The organism is Streptomyces sp. NPDC001157 (assembly GCF_053598255.1).
This window is the reverse complement of sequence record NZ_JBSFJW010000037.1, coordinates 1-19,994: the sequence shown is the minus strand read 5'-3', so window position 1 is coordinate 19,994 and position 19,994 is coordinate 1. Positions and strand designations below refer to the sequence as shown.

The window sequence follows — 19,994 nt, the reverse complement described above, 5'->3', positions numbered from 1 at the left end:
CGCGAGCAGCCGCCCGTGACACCCTTGACCCATGCCCGAAGGAGACACGGTCTGGCAGACGGCGAAACGCCTGCACGACGCCCTCGCCGGCAGGGTGCTGATCCGTAGCGACTTCCGGGTGCCCAAGTACGCCACGACCGACCTCACCGGCCGCACCGTCCTGGGCGTCACCCCGCGCGGCAAGCACCTCCTGACGCGTATCGAGGGCGGCCTGACGCTCCACTCCCACCTGCGGATGGACGGCTCCTGGAAGGTGTACGCGAACGGCCGGCGCTGGACCGGCGGCCCCGCCCACCAGATCCGCGTGATTCTGGGCAACGCCGACCGCACCGCAGTCGGCTACCGCCTCCCCGTCCTCGACCTCCTGCGGACCGCCGACGAACAACGCGCCGTCGGCCACCTCGGCCCCGACCTCCTCGGCCCGGACTGGGACCCGGAGCAGGCGCTCGCCAACCTCCTCGCCGACCCCGCCCGCCCCCTCGGCGAGGCCCTCCTGGACCAGCGCAACCTCGCCGGCATCGGCAATGTGTACAAGAGCGAGCTCTGCTTCCTGCTCGGCGCCACCCCCTGGCTCCCCATCGGAGCGCTGCCCGCCGACCGCGCGGCGAAGCTGCCCGCACTCGCCAAGAAACTCCTGGAGGCCAACCGCGACCGCCCGGTCCGTACCACGACGGGCCGCCGCGGCCAGGACCTGTTCGTGTACGGCCGCGCACCCCGCCCCTGCCTTCGCTGCCACACCTCCGTCCGCGTGGCCGACCAGGGCGACGGCTCCCGCGAACGCCCCACCTACTGGTGCCCGACCTGTCAGACGGGACCGGCGCCGAGTGCCGCCCCACCCCGCGGAACTCCACGCCGTACGACTAATTGACGATGCGTCAGAAACCCTCGTACCGTCCCTTCATGCCCGTCAAGGCGTACGACCTCAGCGGACGCACGGCATTCGTCACCGGAGCGGCAGGCGGCATCGGCCGCGCCTCGGCCGTGCTGCTCGCCGCAGCGGGCGCCACGGTCCACTGCGCCGACCGCGACGCACAAGGCCTCCAAGAGACGGCGACACTCATCAAGGACGGCGGCGGCACCGCCCTGACCCACCACCTCGACGTCACCGACCGGGCGCAGCTCAGCCAGGCCGTCGAGTCCTGCGAGCGCCTGGACGTGATGGCAGCGGTCGCCGGGATCATGCACAGCAGCCCGGTCCTGGAGACCCGGGACGAGGACCTCGACCGGGTCCTGAGCGTGAACTTCAAGGGAGTGCTGTACGCCTGCCAGGAGGCCGTCCGCCTGATGCTGGACGGGAAGACCGGCGGCAGCATCATCACCATGGCCTCCAGCGCCGTCGACACCGGCCGTCCCGGCCTGCTCTGCTACGGCGCGGCCAAGGCGGCCGTCGTGCAGCTGACGAAGACCCTGGCGAACGAGGTCGGCCGGCACGGGATCCGGGTCAACGCGGTCGCACCGGGCTGGATCCGCACCCCCATGACCGACCGCCATGAAGCCGAGGCACAGGCGCAGACCGAGGCACTGATGGCCCGGATGTCACCGCTGGGCAGAGTCGGCGAACCCGAGGACGTCGCGCACACCGTGCTGTATCTGGCCTCCGACGCGTCGTCGTTCACGACGGGCCAGATCCTGCGTCCGAACGGCGGGGTGGCGATGCCGTGGTGATACGGGCAGTCCGCCAGGCCACCCGCCACCGCCCTGCCCCCACGGCGCCCGTCGCCCGCGCCTTCGGCACACAGTGCACCGGCAGCAGACCGAGCCCCCAGCCCCCGGCAGCGACCGCCCCCTCCAGGACCCCGGCACCGGGCGCGAACGCAAGCCGCAGCACGGCCCACCACCACAGCACCCCGAGCCCGAGAACCGTCCCCCGGCGGACTATCGGCCGTGCCATGGACGCCACCTCCGGCCCCGAAGCTAGACCGCCGCCTTCACCCGCAGGGAGGGCGCACCGACGGCACATGGGCGCAACGCATCGCAGGCATCCACCATGACCGCCCCGAGCCGCACCGGCAAACGCACCCGGACAGCCGTGCAAGACGCCCCGACAACACGAAAACCCCGACCGCACCTCCCCAGTTCTCCCTGGAGAAGCCCCGGCCGGGGCCTTGCACGTGCACGTCGGCTCACGCAGCCACGCGCGTGAACGTCACGCGGCGACCACGTCCACCGCCTCGGCGGGCGCCTTGATGGTCACCCGTTCCGGTGGCACACCGGTCACCGACACGGAACCCAGCATCGGACGAACCGACGCGGGCACAGGCTCGGTGGCCGCAGCAGACTGGGCCAGCTCGGCGAGGGCGAGCTCGTCGCTCACTTCTCGCATGAGCTCGGACATCCGTACGTCCAGCGCGTCGCAGATGGCGGAGAGCAGCTCGGAGGAAGCCTCCTTCTGCCCCCGCTCCACCTCGGAGAGATAGCCGAGTGAGACTCGGGCGGACGAGGAGACTTCGCGCAGAGTACGGCCCTGGCGCTGGCGCTGCCGACGCAGCACGTCACCCAGCAGGCGACGGAGCAGAATCATCGGTGGCTCCCTCCTCGGACCGCGTAGCCGCATCCTTCACGCCCCACCGTACCGCCTTGCGCTGCGGCCGTGCGGGGAGCGATGTCGTGTTCACTCAGGGCTGCAAACATCAAAACCCCCCGTTCTGTTCCGTATCCTGTGCCAGCTCATTCCCGGACTGTTCGCCCGCAAGCTCCGTCAGGAGCAGTGCGAGTACGCTCCGTACACTCTCCATACGAATTTCCGCGCGGTCGCCGTTCAACCGCAGGGCCTCGACTTTTCCGCCACCGGCGGAACCGGAATCCGGTCGGAAGGGGCCGTCCACGGCCACGAAAACCGTCCCGACGGGCTTCCCGTCCTGAGGTTCCGGGCCCGCGACACCGGTCGTCGCGAGGCCCCAGTCGGCGCCCAGCGCCTTGCGCACGCCACTCGCCATCTGGGCCGCGACCTGCGGATCCACCGCTCCACGCTGTGCCAGCAGGGCGTCGTCGACACCCAGCAGCTCGTGCTTCAACTCGGTGGCGTAGGCGGTCACCGAACCACGGAACGCCTTGGACGCTCCCGGGGCGGCTGTGATTTCCGCCGCAACCAGTCCGCCCGTGAGCGACTCGGCGACCGCGAGGGTCTCACCCCTCACCGTCAGTAGTCGCACGACGTCGGCGGCCGGAGAATTCACGCTTCCGTCTCCTCCAACGCGGCCTTGCGCTCGGCGATTCCCTGCCTGCGCAGCACAATGGCCTGTCTTACATAGTCGAGTCCGGTCACCACGGTCAGGACGACCGCCGCCGCCATCACCCAGAACCTCAAGGTGGCCAGCCAGCCCGTCAGCGCCAGGACGTACATCCCCACCGCAACGCCCTGCGTGAGCGTCTTCAGCTTGCCTCCGCGGCTCGCCGGGATGACGCCGTACCGGATGACGAGGAAACGCAGCAGCGTGATCCCCAGTTCCCGGCCCAGGATGACAATCGTCACCCACCATGGCAGGTCACCCAGCGAGGAGAGACAGATCAGGGCCGCCCCCATGATCGCCTTGTCGGCGATGGGGTCGGCGATCTTGCCGAAGTCGGTGACGAGATCGTAGGTGCGCGCCAGATGACCGTCGAAGAGGTCGGTGATCATGGCGATGGCGAAGGCCGCCCAGGCCAGGGAGCGCCACGCGGGGTCGTACCCCCCGTCGGCCAGCATCAGCGCGACGAAGCCGGGCACGAGGAGCAGCCGGAGCATGGTGAGCAGGTTGGCGATGTTCCAGACGCTGGCCTGGTTGACGGCCGCGGCCACGACCTTCGCGCCCCGCGCGGGCTTCGCGTCGCCGGCCGGCTCGGAATCGGCGCCGTCGACTCTCGGCGGACCCGCCTTGGAGGAGCCGTTCGCCGCCGATGCCGGTACTCCGGTCATCTGCCCGCCTCCTCACTACACCCGAGCGAGCCCGTCAGCGGCTCGGCCACCAGGTCGACACCTTCCGTACCGACCACCTTCGCCTCGACCATACGGCCGACGCTCAGACCTTCGCCGCTCGTGAGCAGCACCTGGCCGTCCGTCTCCGGCGCCTGGTGCGCCCCGCGGCCGTACACGCCGTCCTCGTCCACGGACTCCACGAGCACGTGCACGGTCTCGCCCACGCGCTCCTCGGCCCGCTGCGAGACGAGCTCCTCGGCCAGCCGGGAGACACGTGCCAGGCGCTCCGCGACGACGTCCTCGTCCAGCTTGTTGTCGTACGTCGCCGCCTCCGTGCCCTCCTCGTCGGAGTAGCCGAAGACGCCGATGGCATCCAGCCGCGCGCCGTTCAGGAACCGCTCCAGCTCGGCCAGGTCGTCCGCGCTCTCGCCCGGGAAGCCCACGATGAAGTTGGAGCGCACGCCCGCCTGGGGGGCCTTGCTCCGGATGGTGTCGAGCAGCTCCAGGAAGCGGTCGGTGTCACCGAAGCGGCGCATCGCGCGCAGCACTCCGGGGGCGGAGTGCTGGAAGGACAGGTCGAAGTACGGGGCGATCTTCGGCGTCGAGGTCAGGACGTCGATCAGCCCGGGACGCATCTCGGCCGGCTGGAGATAACTCACACGCACGCGTTCGAGGCCGTCGACCTCGGCGAGCTCCGGCAGGAGCGACTCCAGGAGGCGGATGTCGCCGAGGTCCTTGCCGTACGAGGTGTTGTTCTCGGAGACCAGCATGATCTCCTTGACGCCCTGCTCGGCCAGCCACCGGGTCTCGTTCAGCACGTCGCTCGGGCGGCGGGAGATGAAGGAGCCGCGGAAGGACGGGATGGCGCAGAAGGAGCAGCGCCGGTCGCAGCCGGAGGCGAGCTTCACCGAGGCGACCGGGGCGCCGTCCAGGCGGCGGCGCAGGGGCGCACGGGGGCCGGAGGCGGGCGCCAGCCCCTCCGGCAGGTCCACCGGGGCGTGCCCGGGCAGCGCGACCTCGGTCGCGGACTCCTGGCGCTCCGCGGGGCTGATCGGCAGCAGCTTGCGCCGGTCGCGCGGGGTGTGGGAGGCGTGGATGCCGCCGTTCAGGATGGTCTGCAGACGGTCGGAGATGTCCGCGTAGTCGTCGAAGCCGAGTACGCCGTCGGCCTCGGGAAGGGCCTCGGCGAGCTCCTTGCCGTACCGCTCGGCCATGCAGCCCACCGCCACGACGGCCTGGGTTCTGCTGTGGCCCTTGAGGTCGTTGGCCTCCAGGAGGGCGTCGACGGAGTCCTTCTTGGCGGCCTCGACGAAGCCACAGGTGTTGACGACGGCGACGTCCGCTTCCGCGGCGTCCTCGACGAGGTCCCAGCCGTCCGCCTCCAAGCGGCCTGCGAGCTCCTCCGAGTCCACCTCGTTACGGGCGCAGCCAAGGGTGACGAGTGCGACGGTACGGCGTTCAGGCATGCGCTCAAGACTACTTTGTCTCACTGACAGCCCACGTCGACGGGGTTGGCCGATCTTGACCAACCCCGTGTGGACATGCCCTGCCGGTCGGCTGTCAGCCGGCCTGGGGGTCGCCCTTCGTGTACGTCAGGCGCTCGACCGCGCCGGGCTGGAAGTTGTCCTCGATCTTCTTTCCGTTGACGTAGAGCTGGATCGCGCCCGCGTCACCGAGGACGAGGTTGATCTTCTCGCTGTCCTGGAAGGTCTTGGAGTCGCCCTGCTTGAGGAGGCCGTCGAAGAGCAGCCGGCCGTTGTGGTCCTTGGCCGAGATCCAGCTGCGTCCGTCGGCGGCGCTGACCTGGACGGTCACCTTGTCCTGGGGCGCAGCCGCGATGGCGCTGTCCGAGGGGTTGGACTTGGGGTTGTCGGACTTGCTGCTCTTGGGCGTGGGCGAGGCGGACTTGCTGGTCGAGGGCGTGGATCCCTCGGCGACCTGGGTCTTGGCGCCGCCGTCGTCGCCACCCTTGAACGCGGTGAACCCGACGAAGCCGACCACGGCGACGATCGCGGCGACCATGGCCGCGGTCCAGTTGGGTCCGCGCCGCTCGGGGCGGATGCGCTCCGCCTCGAAGAGGGGGGCCGCCGGGGTCGGCGCGGGGCGGCCACCGTGCTCGGCGTCGTACTGTGCGAGCAGCGGGGCCGGATCGAGGTGGACGGCCTTGGCCAGGGTCCGGATGTGTCCCCGGGCGTAGACGTCGCCACCGCAGGGGGCGAAGTCGTCCGCCTCGATGGCGTGCACGATGGCGATGCGGACCCGGGTGGCGTTGGTGACGTCGTCGACGGTGAGCCCGGCCGCAATTCGCGCCTGCCGGAGGGCATGGCCGATGGAGTGGCGGGCTGCCTGGCGATCGTCTTCGAACGGACGCTCGTCTTCAGGGGAGTTGCCGATGGACACGGGGGCGCCTTTCGAGCGTTTAAGCCACCTGTGCTGCAGGTTCAGTCTATGGGGGGTGCGAAAGGGTGGGGCAACCGGGCGGTCGGACTTTGTAGCCCATCGGAATGGCCGGACACGCCGATGGTGGGGTGCGCGAATGTCGCTTCCCTCAACTTGACGTACGGGGACGGGAAACGGTTGCTCAATGATCCCTTACGGGTGAGTCACGATCGGACATCGGTGGCCCTCCCGCGCGAGCCGCCTTCTCAAGCCTCCCCGCGGATCACCGCGAGCACGCCGTCCAGCTCGTCAGCCTTCACAAGAACGTCACGAGCTTTCGACCCTTCGCTCGGTCCGACGATGCCCCTGGACTCCATGAGGTCCATGAGCCGCCCGGCCTTGGCGAAACCGACGCGCAGTTTGCGCTGGAGCATGGACGTCGACCCGAACTGCGTGGACACCACCAGCTCGGCCGCCTGGCACAGCAGGTCGAGGTCGTCGCCGATCTCCTCGTCGATCTCCTTCTTCTGTTTGGTGCCCACGGTGACGTCGTCCCGGAAGACGGGCGCCATCTGGTCCTTGCAGTGCTGGACGACGGCCGCGACCTCCTCCTCGGTCACGAAGGCGCCCTGCATACGGGTCGGCTTGTTGGCGCCCATCGGGAGGAACAGCCCGTCGCCCTTGCCGATCAGCTTCTCGGCACCGGGCTGGTCGAGGATCACGCGCGAGTCTGCGAGCGAGGAGGTGGCGAACGCGAGCCGCGAGGGCACGTTCGCCTTGATCAGACCGGTGACGACGTCGACCGAGGGCCGCTGCGTGGCGAGCACCAGGTGGATGCCCGCCGCGCGCGCGAGCTGCGTGATGCGCACGATCGCGTCCTCGACGTCCCGCGGCGCGACCATCATCAGATCGGCGAGCTCGTCGACGATCACCAGCAGATACGGGTAGGGCTGCAACTCCCGCTCGCTGCCTTCGGGCAGCTTCACCTTGCCGTTGCGGATGGCCGCGTTGAAGTCGTCGATGTGCCGGAATCCGAAGGCGGCGAGGTCGTCGTACCTGAGGTCCATCTCCCGTACGACCCACTGGAGCGCCTCGGCGGCCCGCTTCGGGTTGGTGATGATCGGCGTGATCAGGTGCGGGATGCCCTCGTAGGCGGTCAGCTCGACCCGCTTGGGGTCGACGAGGACCATACGGACGTCCTCGGGAGTCGCGCGGACCATGACCGACGTGATCAGGCAGTTGATGCACGAAGACTTACCGGAACCGGTGGCTCCGGCCACGAGGATGTGCGGCATCTTCGCGAGGTTGGCCATCACATAGCCGCCCTCGACGTCCTTGCCGAGCGCGACCAGCATCGGATGGTCGTCCTCGGCCGCCGCCGCCAGACGCAGCACGTCTCCGAGGTTGACCATCTCGCGATCGGTGTTCGGGATTTCGATACCGACCGCGGACTTGCCGGGGATCGGGCTGATGATCCGCACGTCCGGACTGGCGACGGCGTACGCGATGTTCTTGGTCAGCGCCGTGATCCGCTCGACCTTCACCGCGGGGCCGAGTTCGACCTCGTAACGCGTGACCGTCGGACCACGCGTGAAGCCGGTGACGGCGGCGTCCACCTTGAACTCGGTGAAGACGTTGGTGAGTGACGCGACCACCGCGTCGTTGGCCGCGCTGCGCGCCTTGCCCGGACCGCCGCGCGTGAGGAGGTCGAGCGAGGGCAGGGAGTAGGTGATGTCGCCGGAGAGCTGAAGCTGCTCGGCGCGCGCGGGCAGGTCACTGGGCGCCTCGGGGGCGGGCTTGGTGAGGTCCGCGACCTCGACCTTCAGTTTCTCCTGCTTGGGGCGTGCGGCCGGCACGGCCTTCGGCGCCGGCGTGGGTGTCGGTGTGCTCTCCTCGCGGTCCCCGACGCTCACCCCCTGGGTGAGGTCGGCGACGATCGGCGAGGGCGGCATACCGTGCATGACGGCGCCGTCGAGCGCGGCGGCCGCCGCCGCTGCGACGTCCACGGCGTCCATGGGGCGCTGCATGTCGGGCTGCGGCACCGCCGACCTCCGCGGGCGGCCACGACGCCGTGACAGGGCCTCCTGCTCCGCGCTGTCGGGGTCGTACGACTCCGGGGCCGGACCACGCCTGCGCGTGCGCGCGGGCAACGCCTCGCGCCACTGGTCGTCGTAACGCTGCTCGTCGTCGGTGAACTCGTCCTCCTCCGGATCGTGGAGGATGCCGAGCTTCACGCCGAGCAGCCGCAGGCGCTGCGGGATGGCGTTGACGGGCGTGGCCGTGACGACGAGCAGCCCGAAGATCGTCAGCAGCACGAGCAGAGGTACGGCGAGGACGTCGCCCATCGTGTACGTCAGCGGGGTCGCCGCCGCCCAGCCGATGAGGCCGCCGGCGTCCCCTATCGCCTGCATGCCGTCGCTGCGGGCCGGCGCCCCGCAGGCGATGTGGACCTGGCCGAGCACACCGATGACGAGCGCGGACAGGCCGATCACGATGCGGCCGTTGGCCTCGGGCTGCTCGGGGTGGCGGATGAAGCGCACGGCGATGACCGCGAGCAGTATCGGCACGAGCAGGTCGAGGCGGCCGAAGGAGCCGGTCACCAGGATCTCGACGAGGTCGCCGACGGGCCCGCGCAGATCGGCCCAGGTGCCCGCGGCCACGATCAGCGCGATACCGAGCAGCAGCAGGGCGACGCCGTCCTTGCGGTGTGCCGGGTCGAGGTTCTTGGCGCCGTTCCCTATGCCGCGGAAGACGGCGCCGACGGCGTGCGCGACACCGAGCCAGAGGGCGCGGACGAGCTTGTAGATGCCCCCGGTCGGGCTCGGCGCAGGCTTCGGCGGGGGCGCCGACTTCTTCGCCGCGGCTTTCCTGGCCGGGGCCTTCTTCGCCGGGGCCTTTTTCGCAGCGGCCTTCTTCGCCGGAGCCGCCGCCTTCTTCGCGGGCTGCTTCTTGGCAGCGGAGGGACGTGAGGCCATAGAGGTGAGGTTACCGGTGGAGGCGACAGCGGACACGTGTGCCTACTGCTTCACCCGTTCGTGTCGCCTTGAAGCGGGCGCGGAACTGACGCGTCCTCATGGGCAACTGGTCCGCGCCCGGAGCTCAGTTCTGCGAGGACACCGAGGACGTGCTGCCGGCGCCCGGCTCCAAGGCGTCCAGCGCCCGCCGCAATCCCGTGAGTTTGCGTTCGAGATGGGCCGCGGTCGCCACGGCCGCCGCGTCCGCAGACTCGTCGTCGAGCTGCTTCGACAGCGCCTCGGCCTGCTCCTCGACCGCCGCGAGCCGCGCCGACAGCTCGGCGAGCAGGCTGGCGGGCTCCTTGCTCTCGCCGACCGCGGTCTTGCCGCCACCGCCCTCCAACTGGAGCCGCAGCAGCGCCGCCTGCTCCCGCAGCTGGCAGTTCTTCATGTACAGCTCTACGAACACCGAGACCTTGGCGCGCAGCACCCACGGGTCGAACGGCTTGGAGATGTAGTCCACCGCGCCCGCCGCATACCCACGGAAGGTGTGGTGCGGGCCGTGGTTGATCGCGGTGAGGAAGATGATCGGGATGTCCCGGGTCCGCTCTCGCCGCTTGATGTGGGCGGCGGTTTCGAAACCGTCCATTCCCGGCATCTGGACGTCCAGCAGAATGACCGCGAAGTCGTCCGTGAGCAGCGCTTTGAGCGCTTCCTCCCCGGACGATGCCCGCACCAGCGTCTGATCGAGCGCCGAGAGGATGGCCTCCAGCGCAAGCAGATTCTCCGGCCGGTCATCGACCAGGAGGATCTTGGCCTTCTGGACCATGGCCCGCCCTCCTCGCCCCGGATGTGCACCGGGCGCCGCCCCTGGGGACGACTCCCTTTCGCCGCCCGTCCTTGTGCCGGTCATCGTAGCCGCACCCCGCCCGTCGCCACACCCTGTCACCGCGATGTCACTGTGCACGTAGCAGAAACGTAGCGGGAGACCAGAAGGTTCCCCGAATCCCGTACTTCTACACGGCTTCGGCCACACTGAGTCAGCAACTCCGCGTGAACATCGATGGTTCCCGTCACTCCCCCCGCATCCACTGCTCCATCACCGACAGCAGGTGATCGGGATCGACCGGCTTCGTCACGTAGTCGGAGGCGCCGGACTCGATCGCCTTCTCCCGGTCGCCCTTCATCGCCTTCGCGGTCAGAGCGATGATCGGCAGGCCCGCGAACTGCGGCATCCTGCGGATCGCCGTGGTCGTCGCGTAGCCGTCCATCTCGGGCATCATGATGTCCATCAGGACGACCGCCACGTCGTCGTGCTGTTCCAGGACCTCGATGCCCTCGCGACCGTTCTCGGCGTACAGCACGGACAGCCCGTGCTGCTCGAGCACGCTGGTCAACGCGAAGACGTTGCGGATGTCGTCGTCGACGATCAGCACCTTCTGGCCGCCGAACCGGATGCCACGGTGCACCTGCGGCGCCGCGTCCTGCTCTGCGGCCGACCACTGCTCCTGCGTCGCCAGACGCTGGTCGGCGTCGAGCCCGTGCCTGCGCCGGCGCCTGAAGAGCGCGGCGGCGCCGTTCTGTGTCTCCCGGTACGACTTCACCTCGGCCGGCGTCTCGATCTCCACCTCGGAGAGATGGGCGAGGTCCGCGGATGCCACCAGGTCGCCGGCGTTCAGGGTGGGCAGGGCCTGCTGGTAGCCCTGCGGCGGCAGTTCACTGGGATGCAGCGGCAAATACAGCGTGAACGTCGAACCCCGGCCCGGCTCGCTCTGCGCATGGATCTCACCGCCGAGCAGCTGGGCGATCTCCCGCGAGATCGACAGCCCCAGGCCGGTACCGCCGTACTTGCGGCTCGTCGTGCCGTCCGCCTGCTTGAACGCCTCGAAGATCACGCGCATCTTGCTGGCGGCGATACCGATACCGGTGTCGGTCACCGAGAACGCGATCAGATCGGCGTCCGGGTCGCTCATCGACCCGGCCTCGAGCAACTGCTCCCGGATCGCCACCGGCACCTCCCGGCCGGCGGGCCGGATGACCAGCTCCACGGCCCCGGAGTCGGTGAACTTCACCGCGTTGGACAGCAGGTTCCGCAGCACCTGCAGCAGCCTCTGTTCGTCGGTGTGCAGCGTGGCGGGCAGCTCCGGCGACACCCGTACGGACAGGTCGAGGCCCTTCTCCGCGGTCAGCGGCCGGAAGGTGGCCTCCACGTAGTCGACGAGCTGGACGAGCGCGATACGCGTCGGGGAGACGTCCATCTTGCCCGCCTCGACCTTCGACAGGTCGAGGATGTCGTTGATCAGCTGAAGCAGGTCGGATCCCGCGCCGTGGATGGTCTCGGCGAACTCGACCTGCTTCGGGGTGAGGTTGGAGTCCGCGTTGTCGGCGAGCAGCTTGGCCAGGATCAGCAGCGAGTTGAGCGGTGTACGCAGCTCGTGCGACATGTTGGCGAGGAACTCGCTCTTGTAGCGCATCGACACGGCGAGTTGCTCGGCACGCTCCTCCAGGACCTGCCGGGCCTCCTCGATCTCGGTGTTCTTCACCTCGATGTCGCGGTTCTGCTGGGCCAGCAGCTCGGCCTTCTCCTCCAGTTCGGCGTTGGACGCCTGGAGGGCCTTCTGCCGGTTCTCCAACTCGGCAGACCGCTCCCGGAGTTGCTCGGTCAGCTCCTGCGACTGCTTCAGCAACTGCTCCGTCTTGGTGTTGACGGAGATCGTGTTGACGCTGGTCGCGATCATCTCGGCGATCTGGTTGAGGAAGTCCTTCTGGATCTGCGTGAAGGGATTGAAGGACGCCAGCTCGATGACACCGAGCACCTTGCCCTCGAACAGCACCGGAAGGACGATCACCTGCGCGGGCGGCGCCTCGCCGAGGCCGGAGGAGATCTTCAGGTAGCCGCTGGGCGCGTTCTCCACCAGGATCGTGCGCTTCTCCTCGGCAGCCGTCCCGATCAGCGCCTCACCCGGCCGGAACGACGTCGGCATGGAGCCCATCGAGTAGCCGTACGACCCCAGCATGCGCAGCTCGTATGCGTCCTCGCTCTCGGCGCTCAGGTCCTTGCCGTCCATGAGCGGCATCGCCACGAAGAACGCGCCGTGCTGTGCCGAGACCACAGGTGTCAGCTCGCTCATGATCAGCGAGGCCACGTCCTGCAGATCGCGGCGCCCCTGCATCAGCGCGGAGATACGGGCGAGGTTGCCCTTCAGCCAGTCCTGCTCCTTGTTGGCGATGGTGGTGTCGCGCAGGTTGGCGATCATCTTGTTGATGTAGTCCTGAAGCTCCTGGATCTCGCCGGACGCATCGACGTCGATCTTCAGGTTCAGGTCACCGCGGGTCACCGCGGTCGCCACGCGCGCGATGGCGCGCACCTGCCGAGTAAGGTTTCCTGCCATTTCATTCACGGACTCGGTGAGGTCGCGCCAGGTGCCGTCGACGTCACGCACGCGTGCCTGACCGCCGAGCTGTCCTTCCGTGCCCACCTCTCGGGCCACTCGGGTGACCTCCTCGGCGAAGCTGGACAGCTGGTCGACCATGGTGTTGATCGTCGTCTTGAGCTCGAGGATCTCGCCCCGGGCGTCAATGTCGATCTTCTTGGTCAGGTCACCCTTGGCGATGGCGGTGGTGACCATGGCGATGTTGCGCACCTGACCGGTCAGGTTGGACGCCATGCCGTTCACCGAATCGGTGAGGTCCTTCCAGGTGCCCGCCACGCCCGGCACATGCGCCTGACCGCCCAGGATGCCGTCCGTGCCCACCTCGCGGGCCACCTTCGTGACCTGGTCGGCGAACGAACTCAGCGTCTTCACCATCGTGTTGAAGGTGTCGGCGAGCTGCTGCACCTCACCGCGCGCCTCGATCGTCACCGTCCGCGTCAGGTCGCCGTTGGCGACGGCAGCGGCGACCTGGGAGATGTTGCGCACCTGCATGGTCAGGTTCTTGGCCATCAGGTTCACATTGCCGCTGAGGTCCTTCCAGATGCCCGTGACACCCGGCACGTGCGCCTGGCCGCCCAGGATGCCCTCGGTGCCCACCTCGCGGGCCACCCGGGTCACCTGCTCGGCGAAGCTGGACAGCTGGTCGACCATCGTGTTGACCGTCGTGACGAGCTCGAGAATCTCGCCCTTCGCGTCAACAGTGATCTTCTTGGACAGGTCGCCCTTGGCGACCGCGGTCGTGACCTCGGCGATGTTGCGCACCTGGATGGTCAGGTTGTTCGCCATGAAGTTCACGGACTGGGTGAGGTCCTTCCAGGTGCCGGAGACACCCTGCACCTCGGCCTGACCGCCGAGCTGCCCCTCCGTGCCCACCTCGCGGGCGACCCTGGTGACCTCCTCCGCGAACGACGACAGCTGGTCCACCATCGTGTTCAGCGTGTTCTTCAGCTCCAGGATCTCCCCGCGCGCGTCCACGGTGATCTTCTGCGACAGGTCACCACGGGCCACCGCGGTGGCGACCTGCGCGATGTTGCGCACCTGAGCCGTAAGGTTTCCTGCCATTCCGTTCACGGAGTCGGTCAGGTCCCGCCACACGCCTGCCACACCGGGCACCTGCGCCTGACCGCCCAGACGGCCCTCGGTGCCCACCTCGCGGGCCACCCGGGTCACCTGGTCGGCGAATCCGGAGAGCTGGTCGACCATCGTGTTGATGGTGTTCTTCAGCTCCAGGATCTCCCCGCGCGCGTCCACGTCGATCTTCTGGGACAGGTCACCCTGGGCGACCGCGGTCGTCACCTGGGCGATGTTGCGCACCTGGGCCGTCAGGTTGCCGGCCATGCCGTTGACGGAGTCGGTGAGCTCCTTCCACGTACCGGCCACACCCGGTACGACCGCCTGACCGCCCAGACGGCCCTCGGTGCCCACGTCCCGGGCCATCCGCGTCACCTGGTCGGCGAAGGACGACAGCTGGTCCACCATCGTGTTCACGGTGTTCTTCAGCTGGAGCATCTCGCCGGAGACGTCCACGGTGACCTTCTGCGACAGATCGCCGTTGGCCACCGCCGTCGTCACCTGGGCGATGTTGCGCACCTGCCCGGTGAGGTTGCGGAATGCCGTGTTGACCGAGTCGGTCAGGTCCTTCCAGGTACCGGCCGCGCCGGGCACCTGCGCCTGTCCGCCCAGCTCACCCTCGACACCGACCTCCCGGGCCACCCGCGTGACCTCGGAGCCGAACGAGGACAGCTGGTCGACCATCCCATTGACGGTGTTCTTCAGCTCGAGCATCTCGCCGGCCACGTCGACGGTGACCTTCTGGGAGAGGTCACCGTTGGCCACCGCCGTGGTGACGGCCGCGATGTCCCTCACCTGAATGGTCAGATTCCGGAACACCGTGTTGACGGAGTCCGTCAGATCCTTCCACGTACCCGCCGCGCCCGGCACGTTCGCCTGACCGCCCAGCTGCCCCGCGGCACCGACCTCGTTGGCCACACGCGTGACCTCGTCCGCGAAGATCCGCAGCGTCTCCGTCATCTGGTTGATCGTGTCCGCGAGCTGCGCCACCTCGCCGCGTGCCGACACGGTCACCTTCTGCGACAGGTCACCGTTGGCGACCGCTGTAGTGACCTGGGCGATCCCGCGCACCTGAGCCGTCAGGTTGCCGGCCATGAGGTTCACCGAATCGGTGAGGTCCTTCCACACTCCGGCCACACCCGGCACCTGCGCCTGCCCGCCGAGCTCACCCTCGGTGCCCACCTCGCGGGCGACTCGCGTCACCTCGGAGGAGAAGGACGACAGCTGGTCCACCATCGTGTTGACGGTGTTCTTCAGCTCCAGCATCTCGCCGGCGACATGAACGGTGACCTTCCGCGACAGATCACCCTTGGCCACCGCGGTCGTCACCAGGGCGATGTCACGCACCTGGGCCGTCAGCCGGTACGCCATCGTGTTGACGGAGTCCGTGAGGTCCTTCCACGAACCCGACATGCCACGCACGCGTGCCTGCCCGCCGAGCTTGCCCTCGGTGCCCACCTCACTGGCCACACGCGTGACCTCGTCAGTGAAGGTAGACAGCTGATCGACAAGGTTGTTTACTGTTCGCCCGACCTTGAGGAACTCCCCGCGCAGCGGATGCCCGGTCCCGTCCGGCGCCTGCGTCCGCAGCTCCATACGGGGCGAGAGATCGCCCTCCGCGACCGCGGACAGCACCCTGCCGACCTCGGAGACGGGCCGTACGAGGTCGTCCACGAGCGCGTTGGACGCCTCGATGGCGGCCACCCAGGAGCCCTCATAGGCGCCCGTCTCCAGCCGTTCGGTGAGCTTGCCCTCGCGGCCGACCATGCGCCGCACCCGCGACAGCTCACCCGTCAGATGGAGATTCCGGTCGGCCACCTCATTGAAGACCGCCGCGATCTCCGACATCACGCCGTCCCCGGACACCGTGAGCCGCTTGCGGAAGTTCCCGTCGCGCATCGCCACGAGAGCCGCCAGCAGCCGGTTCAGGGACGCCGTGTCCACTGCGGTCGTCCCGCCGCGTGGTTTGCGCTGGTTGTTCAGGGACTGTCCGCCTTTCGCGCGCGTCTTAGTGCCCCGCGTCGCTGCGCCAGACTCCACTGTGTCCCTCCCGCAGGGGTCGACCGTTACTGCTGTGCTCCGGTACTACCGCTCGCCGTACCAGTTACTGCTGCCTGTTTCTGCCCGATGTACCAGGCCGCACCACCGGCTGCTGCCCGCTGTACGCGGAAGTCACTCAGCCTGCCCGGACCTTCACAAGAAGCTTGCCCAGTGTTTCACCCTGCCTGAACCCGGCCATAACAGTTCGGCAGCTTCGCACATCGTCCGCACACCCTCTGGGCGGAAACACTGCAGACCGGCATCCGCATGGCCGTCGAAGGTAAGTAACCTTGCATGCGGCTGTCCAGCCGCGCCGGTCCGTCCGGCCTGGGCGGTGGCACGAGAACGAGCGGGCATCGGAGGGGCGGCCGCACACATGACCACCGGACTGATCCCGGGGGAACAGCCCCCGGACCCCCGGCCGACGGGCGGTCTGCCGCATCAGCGGCACGAGCCGGTCGGCCAGGCAGCCCTGCCCGTCGACAACCGGCCGAGGAGTTCTGTGATCACCGCGCGCGCGGCCGCCAGCTTCGAGCCCGTCGGACGATCGGTAGCGACCGCCCGCTCCTTCGTCCGCGACACCCTCCAGGGCTGGGGCTTCGCCGACATCGTCGACGACGCCGTGGTCCTCACCAGCGAGCTGGTCACCAACGCTGTGGTGCACGCGGGCACCTCCGCCGACGTCCTGTGTCTGCGCAGTGACGAAGGCGTACGGATCGAGGTTGCCGACTGGTATCCGGAGCGCGAGATCCCCCTCCAGGGCCACCCCGTCAACATGGGCAGCCCGGACCGCGAGGGCGGCCGGGGACTCCAGCTGTGCGCCGCACTCGCAGGCCGCTGGGGTGTCGAGTACACGCCCACCCACAAGCAGGTCTGGTTCCAGCTCGCCCTCCCCGAGCGCGCCGTGGGCACGCGCGCCGCCGGCCCGTCCCTTCCCGCCGATCTCCTCCCCCTCGCCGACGGCCGGGTCCGTGTGGCGGTCGTCCAGATCGACCGCAGCGGCTCCATCAATTCGTGGAACGAGGACGCGGAGGAACTCTTCGGCTACCCCGCCGAACAGGTGATCGGAAAGCCTCTTACCGATCTCGCCGCCTGGCCGCACACACCGGGCACCAGCACCGGCATCGCCGAGGCACTCCAGCTCTCCCGCTGGGAGGGCAGCTACGGCATAAGGGGCGCCAACGGCCGCGTCACCCCGGTGTACGCCTCCCACCTCCGCGTCCGTGACACCGGCGGCGAGCCCTCCACGGTCTGCCTGCTCGTGCGGGACCACGAGCGGGCCGTCCTGCAGACGCCGCTGCGCATCCCGGCCTCCGACACGGCCTCCACCGCCGACGGCCAGAACACCGACCCCTTCGAGGTGTTCATCGGCTCTCCGGCCCCGGACGACCTGGACGGCCTCCTCCAGCGCACGGTGGAACGCGCCCGCGACATGCTCGACGCCGACTCCGCCTTCCTCCTCCTCGCGACCGACGACGAGACGGAGCTGGAGGTCCGCGCCTCCACCGGCCTGCCCTCGGCCCGCCAGCGCTTCGCGCGCGTGCCCGTCGAGGCGGGCCCCGGCCGCTACGGCTCGGCCCGCATGCCGGCCGTCCACGACGACCTCACGGCCGTACCCGGCGCCGTCCCGCTCCTCAGCGGCACGGGCATGCGCTCGGTCGTCACGGTCCCCCTGAAGGTCGAGGGCCGCCTCACCGGCTCCCTGGGCGTGGCGGCCGAGAGCCCCGGCAGATACTCCAACGAGGAGGCCCTGCGCCTCCAATTCGCCGCCGACCGCATCGCGTTGGCCGTCGAGTCCGCCCGCCTCGGCGAACTGGAACGCCTGCGCCGAGGCTCGCTCAGCTTCCTCGTCGAGGCCTCCGACCTCCTGGCAGGCACCCTGGACCGCGACCAGACCCTGGCCCTGATGGCCCAGATGACGGTCCCCACCCTCGCCACCTGGTGCGCCGTCTACACGATCGCCGACCAGGCCTCCGAGCCGTACCTGTCGTACGTCCTGCACGAGGACGAGGAACTCATCGACGGCATCAAGTCGCTGCTGTCGAAGGTCCCGCCGCCCGACCCGGTACCGACCCCCGGCGCCCGCGTCTGGTCGGCCCCCGGCGAGGTCGCCCACCAGGCGGCCCTGCGCAGCTCCATGCGCAGCCTCGGCCTCAGCGGCGGCCCAACCCCCCAGATCGCCTCGGGCATCGGCCCCACGCTCGCCACCGCCTCCGCGGTCGGCGGCGAAACCGTCGTACTCCCCCTGGTGGCACGCAACAGAGTCATCGGCATGCTGACCCTCGGCAAGCCCACCGACGAACACTTCCGCCAGGAGATCCTGGAACTGGCCGAGGACCTCAGCCGCCGGGCCGCCCTGGCCCTCGACAACGCCCGCCTGTACTCGGAGCGCACGGCCATCAGCCAGTCCCTCCAGCGCAGCCTCCTGCCCCCGGAACTCCCCGAGATCGACGGCGTCGAGGTCGAGGTCATCTACCGCGCGGCCGGCGAGGGCAACGAGGTCGGCGGCGACTTCTACGACCTCTTCCCGATCAGCGACGGCGCCTACGGCTTCGCCATCGGCGACGTCTGCGGTACGGGCCCCAACGCGGCGGCGGTCACTGGCCTCGCCCGCCATGCGCTCCGCCTCCTGGCCCGCGAGGGCCTCAGCGGCCCTGCGGTCCTGGAGCGACTGAACTCGGCCATTCTCGACGAGGGTGCCCGCAGCCGCTTCCTGACCCTCCTCTACGGCGAGCTACGGCCGCAGGAGGACGGCAGCGCCGAACTGAAGGTGGTCTGCGCCGGCCACCCCCTCCCGCTCCGCCTGCGCCAGGACGGCACGGTCGAACCGGCCGCCGAACCCCAGCCGCTCCTGGGCGTCATGGAGGACCTGGAGCTCTACGAGCAGACGGTCACCCTCGACCCGGGCGACGTCCTTCTATGCGTCACGGACGGCGTCACGGAGCGCCGTGAGGGCACCCGCATGCTCGGCGACGACGGCCTCACCGACGTCCTCACCACCTGCACGGGCCTGACGGCCGGCGCGGTCGCCGCCCGCATCATGCGCGCGGTGGAACGCTTCGCATCCGACGCCCCGTCCGACGACATGGCCATCCTGGCGATGAGGGTTCCCGGCCTCCACAAGGACTGAGGAATCCACGAGCATGAAAAAGGCCCCGCCCAATTGGGCGGGGCCTTTTGGCTGGAGCCCCCAAACGGAATCGAACCGTTGACCTTCTCCTTACCATGGAGACGCTCTGCCGACTGAGCTATAGGGGCCTGTCACCTTGGGGAGTTTCCCCCGCGGCAACGGAATAGATCATACCCCGAACAGACACGTGCTCCCAACCGCGTCGTGCAGTGCCGGCCCCCGCTCAGAAAGCAGGCTGAAGCAATCCGCCCAGTGCATTGCACGCACTCACGATCCGCTGCATGTCCCGCTTGGTCAACGCGGCGTCCACAGGCAGGGCGAGGGTCTCGTCGGCGGCCCTCTCGGTCTCGGGCAGTGACACGCACCGGCGGAATTCCGGCAGCCGGTGCACAGGAGTCTTCACCGGCACCCGGCACTCAACTCCCCTGGCCCGCACGGCCCGAGCGAAGGCATCCCGATCCGGCCGCCCGTTCCCCGGCACACGCACCACGTACTGCTGATAGGTATGCCCGTCACCGCCGTCGGGTGTCCGCACACCCCTCAACTTGGCGTCGAGGTAGGCGGCCCGCTCCCTCCGCTGGGCGATCTCGTCGTAGGGCACCTCGGACTCCCCCTGCTCCAGCACCAGAAGCCCATGCCGCTGCCCCACGCCGTGCAGCCGCGCGATGTCGGCGGGCCGACCGAAGCGGTGAACGGCAACGACCGCCGCCGTCCGCGGAGTTATGGCTGCCTCGACAGCGGCCGGGTCGAGGCAGTACGTCAGCGGATCTATGTCGGCGAACACCGGCAGCGCGCCGGCGAGGGCGACGGCCCCGGCAACCTCGGCGTTCCCGAAGGCCGGTACGACAACCTCGTCACCGACTCCGACGCCGGCGGCCCTGAGCATTGCAGCAGTACCCATGCTTCGGATGGTTGTTGCGCAACGTGAACTTCAAGTGACGGAGAACAAAAAAGGGTTGGACCCCGAACCGAAGTTCAGGATCCAACCCTTTGAATAATTGTTCGGCGGCGTCCTACTCTCCCACAGGGTCCCCCCTGCAGTACCATCGGCGCTGTAAGGCTTAGCTTCCGGGTTCGGAATGTAACCGGGC

At 69.1% G+C, this 19,994-nt stretch carries 13 protein-coding genes, 1 tRNA gene and 1 rRNA gene; 3 read left to right on the top strand and 12 right to left on the bottom strand.

Annotated elements, in window-relative coordinates; all coding sequences use genetic code 11:
* Positions 1–31: 31 nt before the first annotated feature.
* A complete protein-coding gene (locus ACWDAG_RS39475; RefSeq protein WP_450700377.1) occupies positions 32–868 on the top strand; it encodes an Fpg/Nei family DNA glycosylase in 837 nt (278 codons plus the stop codon).
* 32 nt (positions 869–900) lie between these two features.
* Positions 901–1,665 (top strand): SDR family NAD(P)-dependent oxidoreductase, encoded by a 765-nt coding sequence (locus ACWDAG_RS39470; RefSeq protein WP_450700376.1) that lies wholly within the window; start codon positions 901–903, stop codon positions 1,663–1,665.
* Here the strand turns inward: ACWDAG_RS39470 and ACWDAG_RS39465 are convergent.
* From ACWDAG_RS39465 to ACWDAG_RS39425, 9 genes are all read right to left on the bottom strand, one after another.
* Positions 1,613–1,891 carry a hypothetical protein gene (locus ACWDAG_RS39465; protein WP_450700375.1) on the bottom strand — a complete coding sequence of 93 codons (279 nt, stop codon included), beginning with the start codon at positions 1,889–1,891 and terminating at the stop codon, positions 1,613–1,615. The two genes, ACWDAG_RS39470 and ACWDAG_RS39465, sit on opposite strands and share 53 nt — an antisense overlap.
* A 255-nt stretch (positions 1,892–2,146) precedes the next feature.
* A complete protein-coding gene (locus ACWDAG_RS39460) occupies positions 2,147–2,521 on the bottom strand; it encodes a helix-turn-helix domain-containing protein (protein WP_450700374.1) in 375 nt (124 codons plus the stop codon).
* 109 nt (positions 2,522–2,630) lie between these two features.
* The gene (locus ACWDAG_RS39455; protein WP_450700373.1) at positions 2,631–3,176 is read right to left on the bottom strand and encodes a CinA family protein; all 546 of its coding nucleotides are present in this window, start codon (positions 3,174–3,176) and stop codon (positions 2,631–2,633) included.
* A complete protein-coding gene (pgsA, locus tag ACWDAG_RS39450; protein ID WP_390672584.1) occupies positions 3,173–3,895 on the bottom strand; it encodes a CDP-diacylglycerol--glycerol-3-phosphate 3-phosphatidyltransferase in 723 nt (240 codons plus the stop codon). The genes ACWDAG_RS39455 and pgsA overlap by 4 nt, the downstream gene beginning before the upstream one ends.
* A complete protein-coding gene (gene rimO / locus ACWDAG_RS39445) occupies positions 3,892–5,361 on the bottom strand; it encodes a 30S ribosomal protein S12 methylthiotransferase RimO (protein WP_450700372.1) in 1,470 nt (489 codons plus the stop codon). Before rimO ends, pgsA begins: the two co-directional genes overlap by 4 nt.
* A 94-nt stretch (positions 5,362–5,455) precedes the next feature.
* Positions 5,456–6,295 carry a helix-turn-helix domain-containing protein gene (locus ACWDAG_RS39440; RefSeq protein WP_450700371.1) on the bottom strand — a complete coding sequence of 280 codons (840 nt, stop codon included), beginning with the start codon at positions 6,293–6,295 and terminating at the stop codon, positions 5,456–5,458.
* A 245-nt stretch (positions 6,296–6,540) separates the two neighbouring features.
* A complete protein-coding gene (locus ACWDAG_RS39435) occupies positions 6,541–9,249 on the bottom strand; it encodes a DNA translocase FtsK (protein ID WP_450700370.1) in 2,709 nt (902 codons plus the stop codon).
* Between the two features lie 124 nt (positions 9,250–9,373).
* Positions 9,374–10,057, bottom strand: coding sequence for a response regulator (locus ACWDAG_RS39430; protein ID WP_450700369.1), 684 nt, complete (start codon positions 10,055–10,057; stop codon positions 9,374–9,376).
* 244 nt (positions 10,058–10,301) lie between these two features.
* Complete coding sequence (locus tag ACWDAG_RS39425; protein WP_450700368.1) at positions 10,302–15,773, bottom strand: HAMP domain-containing protein; 5,472 nt, start codon at positions 15,771–15,773, stop codon at positions 10,302–10,304.
* Between the two features lie 376 nt (positions 15,774–16,149).
* On the opposite strand from ACWDAG_RS39425, the gene ACWDAG_RS39420 reads away from it, so the two are divergent.
* Positions 16,150–18,903 carry a SpoIIE family protein phosphatase gene (locus tag ACWDAG_RS39420; protein WP_450700367.1) on the top strand — a complete coding sequence of 918 codons (2,754 nt, stop codon included), beginning with the start codon at positions 16,150–16,152 and terminating at the stop codon, positions 18,901–18,903.
* 52 nt (positions 18,904–18,955) lie between these two features.
* Here the strand turns inward: ACWDAG_RS39420 and ACWDAG_RS39415 are convergent.
* The 3 genes from ACWDAG_RS39415 to rrf all read right to left on the bottom strand — a co-directional run.
* A tRNA-Thr gene (locus ACWDAG_RS39415) sits at positions 18,956–19,031 on the bottom strand.
* 95 nt (positions 19,032–19,126) lie between these two features.
* Positions 19,127–19,789: a DegT/DnrJ/EryC1/StrS family aminotransferase gene (locus ACWDAG_RS39410; RefSeq protein ID WP_450700425.1), complete on the bottom strand. Its 663-nt coding sequence runs from the start codon at positions 19,787–19,789 to the stop codon at positions 19,127–19,129.
* Positions 19,790–19,903: 114 nt separating this feature from the next.
* A 5S ribosomal RNA gene (gene rrf, locus ACWDAG_RS39405) occupies positions 19,904–19,994 on the bottom strand; the annotation flags it as partial.